We start from the raw sequence: 6,120 nt of genomic DNA on the forward strand, positions 1-6,120 counted from the left end.
GTATTTAAAAAGGTATTAAAAATCATTAGACTATGAGACTTGTGTGGGGTTTAACTAAACTTAAAATCAAGTTGTGATATTAATTCTTTAGAAGAACCTACATATATAAATACTTTCTTAATTTAATACTTAAAAAATAAGAAGAGGCTGCATCATGGTTGCGATTGTATCAGGTAATGGTTTAGGTTTATCAAATAGCTCATTAAACCAGCTTGGGAAACGAGGGGTACAAGGAAATGCAAGCTTTGGGCAGGCCCGAATAGAGGACTATATTAATATTGCCGATGGTAATCTGGTCATTCGCCAGCAGGGCTATAATCTGGCAGCAATAGGTCAGGATATTCAATCCGTCCAGACCTATAATTCTAAAGGTTTATTAAATAATAATGCCCAGTGGAGTGGCGAGTGGAGCAGACGACTGAGTTTAGTCGGTAACTTAAATGAAGCGGGCAGTAAAATTATTGTCACCGCTGAAGATGGCCACGAAGTCACTTTTAACTTTTCCTCTGCCAATAACTATATTTCTAAAGAAGGCGATGGGGCATACGATAAATTGTATGTGTATGTCAGTCAAAATAAATTGACCATCACTGATGGAAAGACTCTTGCTCAAGAAAGCTACACCTATGATGCAGTCAAAAAGACCGGCCACCTCACCAGTATCCAAGATAACAATGGCACCAACCTGCTGTATAGCTATGACAGCACAGACCGTCTGATTTCTATTAAGGACAATAGCAGTTTAAATGAGCTGATCTATCAATATGATGGAACCAGTAACCGGATTAAAAGGATTGATACGAAAGTTGGTGGGGTGATCAGCCAGAATGTCTATTATGAATATGACACGGCCAATCGCCTGACTAAAGTCATTACTGACCTCACACCAAGTGATAATCTGATTACCGATCAAAAGGTGTATACCACTACTTATGGTTATGATGGCAGCTCTTCGCGTATTGCAAGTATCACGCAAAGTGACGGCAGTAGTGTGCAGTTTGGCTATGAGCTGGATACGGCAAACAATGTTTACCGGGTAACAACGGTGAAGGACAGCCAGGGCACCACCACCTTTAGCTATACTGCTAACAAGACTACGGTGACCAATGGCTTACAAGAGGTATGGGAATATAGTTACGATGCCAGTCAGCAGTTAACCAGCATCAAGAATGCCAATGCCGAGGTATCCAGCTTTAGCTATGATGCGGATGGCAATGTGCTGACCATCACCGATAATGAAAGTAATAAGCTCACTTACCGCTATGACAGTAATGGTAACTTAACTGAAGAATACGGTCCGACCGGTAAAGCGATTAAATATAGCTATACCAATAATACCCAGCTTGCTACGGTCACCGAATATCTCACGCTCGCGGTGAAAGATGCCAGCGGGAACTGGGTGTTACCAACAACAGGTGAAACCAAGAGTACCCAGTATCTGTATGATGCCCAACGCCTGCGCTTTGTGATCAGTGCAGAGGGTGCGGTCGTAGAATATATTTATAATGATAAAGGCCAGTTGATTAGTAAAGGTGGAAATTATCAGGCCAAATATATCAGTACCATGACCTATACAGCTGTAGATAGCTGGGTAAAAAAACAGCTAAAAAAAGAACTGAGCAGCTATGAATATGATGTCTATGGCAACTTAAAAAAAGAGATTCATTATAGTTCAATTGATGCTACTGCAGATGCTACAACAGGTGTGATCAAGAATCAGGGGATTGTGGATGATGCCGCCGAGCTGATTGACTATGTTTATGATGCGCGTGGTTTATTATTGCAGAAGATCACCCGTCGTGGTGCGGACCGAACCACTGCCGGCACAACGGCAGCATCGAGTGTACAGTCGTTTGCCTATGACGGGATGGGCCGTGTGCTTTCAGAAGTGGGCAGTGCAGGTACCACCAGCTATAGTTATGGTGCCAGTAAAATTACCGTGACGAACGCAGCGGGTTTAAGTACGGTTCAAAGCTTTGACAGTTATGGCCGTTTAACCAGCACTGTACAGACTGCCACTAATCTGCCAAGTCGTACCACCAGTTACTTGTATGATGAAGTAGGCCGTTTGATTTATAGCAAGCAGCCGAGCGGTTATGAGCAATTTAATTTCTATGACAAGAAAGGCCGTTTAACCGGTGTGGTCGACAGCTCAGGTCTATTGACTGAATATGTCTATAACAAGAATGATTTACAGACTAAAGAAATCCGTTATGCCACTGCAGTGAGTAGCGCAGGATGGCTTGCCAATGGGGTGGTGAGTAAAAAACGTGTAGAGAATATTCGTCCTGCAGTTGCCGGTCTGGACCGTGTGGTTGAGAAAAGCTATGACAGCAGCAGTCAGCTGATCAGTGTTAAGCAGGCCAATGGTTTAATCACTGAATATAGCTATGACAGTTATGGCAATATCACTCAAACCAAAGCTGGCGACCGGATCAGCCGTTACTTCTATAATAAAGATAACTTGCAGGTAGCAGCGTTAGATGCCGAGGGCTATCTGGTTGAAACGGTTTATAACAGTGCCGGCCAAAAAATCCAGGTGAACCGTCATAGTAAAGTCACAACAGAGAGCTTACGTGCGACCGGGACGTTGGCACAGCTCAAACCAACCGGTACAGATAATACCGTACTGAGCAGTTTCTATTTCTATGATGCGCAAGGCCAATTGATTGGCACAGTGGATGACAAGAAATTCGTCACGGCCTATTTATATAACCAAAAAACCAATAGCATAACCACACGTCAGTATGCCTTGTCTACTGCTGAAGTCAAACTCAACGTAACTAACTTTATGATATGGGCTGATTTTATTAACAGTCTTTCCTCATTAAGTACCTATCAAGACAGCACTAAATCTTACGATCTGCAAGGGCGTTTGCTGAAAGTGGTGGATGTCCGTCAGGGAACCACCAACTATGTTTATGATGAAGCAGGGCGTCTCATTAAGGAGACGCTGGCTGCAAGCCCAGCCAATGAACGTGTTGCCTATACCCGCTATAACGCCTTTGGTGAAGTGACTCAGGTGTTAAGGGGGGAAGCGGCCAATCAGTTAACGACCGGGATGACTGCCGATCAGGTTGAACAGGTCTATAACCAGTATGCGGTTAAATCCTTCTATGATGCAGCAGGCAGAAAAACCCAGGTCATGAGTGCAGCAGGACAACTGACCACATTTTATTATGATAAAGCAGGCCGCCTGACCCATCAGATCAATGCTGAAGGTAATGTGGTTGAAACTGGCTACAGCCTGTTTGGTGAAGTTGCCAGCAGCACGCAATATAGCAAGAGCCTTGCGGCTACAGCTACGGATCTGGCGGGTGCAGCAGTTCCGAGTGCCTTGGCGAATGCGGTGGGGGTGGGCAAGAACCTCAAAGGGGGTGAGCTGACCACGACCTTGAGTAGCTTGGTGACAGCAATTAAGGATGCTAACAAGGATCGCATTGAAAAGCTTGAATATGACAAGCTGGGCAAAGTCAGTAAAAAGACCGATGGGCTCTCTAATAGCATTACATCCGTTTATAACCTGTATGGTGAGTTGGAACAACAGACCCAGCAGGTGACTTTAGGAACCACCAAAACCACCCTACAAAGCAGTTATGCCTATAGCAAACGAAGCGAGCTGAAGAGCACCATTCTAGACACCACCGGCTTAAAAAGCACGACACTTAAGCAGTACGATGCCTATGGCCGTGTGATCACGGAAACCGATGCCAATGGTAATGTCACCCGCTTTGATTACAGTCAGGATCAGGGTCGTACCATTCAGGTCACCTCAGCGGATCAAGGGGTCACTAAAACCACTTATGATGCCTGGGGGCGTCAGCTTAACGTCAGCGTAAATGGCAACCTGACCAGTTATACCTACAATGATCAGGCGAAGACCCTGACCGTTAAAAGCCCGGAAGGCTTGCAAACAACCACTCAATACAATGAGTTTGGTGATGTGGTTCAGGTCACACAAGCCAATCAGGGTAAAAGCACCTATTTATATAATGATGATGGTCAAAAGACCAAAGAGACTAATGCGGTAGCGGCGGCGACCAATTATGTATATGACAAGAAAACAGGATTATTAAGCGAAAGCACCGATGCGGTCGGGGTGAAGACCAGCTATTACTATGACAATGCCAACCGGATTATCTCTCAGATCGTTACCCTGTCTGCGACCGAGAGCCAGGAAACCAGCTATAGCTATGATGGTTTAGGACAGCGTCTTGAAGTCACAGAGGCCAAAGGCAGTGCCAATGAGCGGGTGACCCAGTATGGCTATGACAAGGCCGGGAACCTGATTTCAGTGACCCAGGATGCCAAGGGCCTTAAACTGGTGACCAGCTATAGCTATGATGAGACCGGACGTCAGGTCAAGGTAACCGATAAGGGCCTGACCACGGTATATACTTATGATGCGCTGGGACGACGGATTTCCGAGGTGAAAGACCCGGCTGGTCTGGCCTTAAAGGTTGAGTATCGTTACGATGCCAATGGCAATGTCACGCGTAAGATTGATGAGGCGGGTAATAGCAGCTGGTATGTCTATAACGCGATGAACCAGCTGGTCTATACCGTTAATAGCCTGGGCGGTGTCAGCGGCTCGGTTTATGATCTCAATGGCAAGGTGATTGCCCAGTATCAATATACCTCCTTACAAGATATTAGTAGCTGGACCACCAAAGATATCGTGACTGCTGCCAATGTAACGGTCAGTAAAACCACGGCCAACCTGACCCGCTTTGTTTACAATAAAGATGGGCTGGAAATCTACCGGATTGATGCCGAAGGTGCAGTGACTGAAACCCAATATAATGAGCTGGGTAAAGTTGCGCATGCCATTCAGTACGACAAAGTTGTTAACCTGACAGGTGAGGCATTAACTGCCGATACGATCAAGACGGCCCTCACCACTGCCAAAGCGTCTGCTCAAACCCAGTCTTACTATTACGATGCCTTGGGCCGGGTGGTTTACAGCATGAATGCAGCGGGTTATGTGACCCGTAATGACTATGATGCACTCAATCGTATTATCCGGGTACTGGACTTTAGAATTGCCACCACATTAGATCGTAGCACGGTCACTTTTGCCCAGATGGAAGCGACCTATAGAACATCTGCGACCAGTTATTTTATCCAGTATATGTATTATGACAAGCTGGGTAGAAAGATCTATGACCTCAATAAGAATGGAAATTTAACCCGTTATCGCTATGATGAACTGGGGAATCTGACCAGTAAAAAAGAAACAGCACTTTATTATGGAACAGTACTTGATTTACTAAGAACCAAGGATGCAACCGGTAACTTAAGTGCCCGTCCACCTGCCACCATTGAAAACTATGATGCTGGTTTGGCGTTGTTGACCGATGCCCAGTACCGCGAGACCAATTACTATTATGACAAGGTCGGCCGGATTGCCTACCAGATCGATGACTTGGGTAATGTCACCCGATATAACACCAATGCTGCCGGACAGATTACCAATACCGTCAAGTACACCACTGCTTTGGCGGCCCCGCTAAGCCGTGGCAGTACGCTGGCTGAACTCAATACCCTCTATTTGTCTTCAACACCACCGGCCTATACGGTAACGGGTACTTTATACGATGCAATCGGACGTAAGGTCGTTGATTTTAACGAAATGAACCTGTTGACTCACTATAGCTACGATGCTTTAGGCAATGTGGTGAGCAAGAAGGTGGCATCAGTCACTGTCGGGGAATTATTAGACCTGCTTAGAACTAAAGATGCCAATGGGGTCTATACTTCGGCCAGACCTGCGACCACACTCGCGAATTGCAATGCGGCGATCTTGTTATTACCTGCAACCAAGATGCAGGAAACTCAATATTTCTATGACAAGGCAGGACGACGCAGCCATGATGTTGATGCGCTGGGTTATGTCACGGCCTATAGCTACAATGCACAGGGCCAGCAGACCTCGGTTAAACAGACTGCCCTGAACAGTGATGCCATTCTAGATTTACTTAGAACCAAGGATACGGCAGGGAACTTTACGGTTCCGCGTCCGGCATTGACAGCAGATAATCTGGATAAGGGCATTAAACTGCTGGCTGCGACCAATTACCGGGAAACCAGTTCCTATTATGATAAGGATGGGCGACTCAG

The 6,120-nt window shown here is 45.8% G+C and carries 1 pseudogene; it reads left to right on the plus strand.

The features are described from left to right. Positions 1–154: 154 nt before the first annotated feature. A pseudogene (locus tag ACS604_RS18850) lies at positions 155–6,120 on the plus strand (hypothetical protein); the annotation flags it as partial.

This window comes from Acinetobacter sp. Li1LvA2 (genome assembly GCF_056156705.1).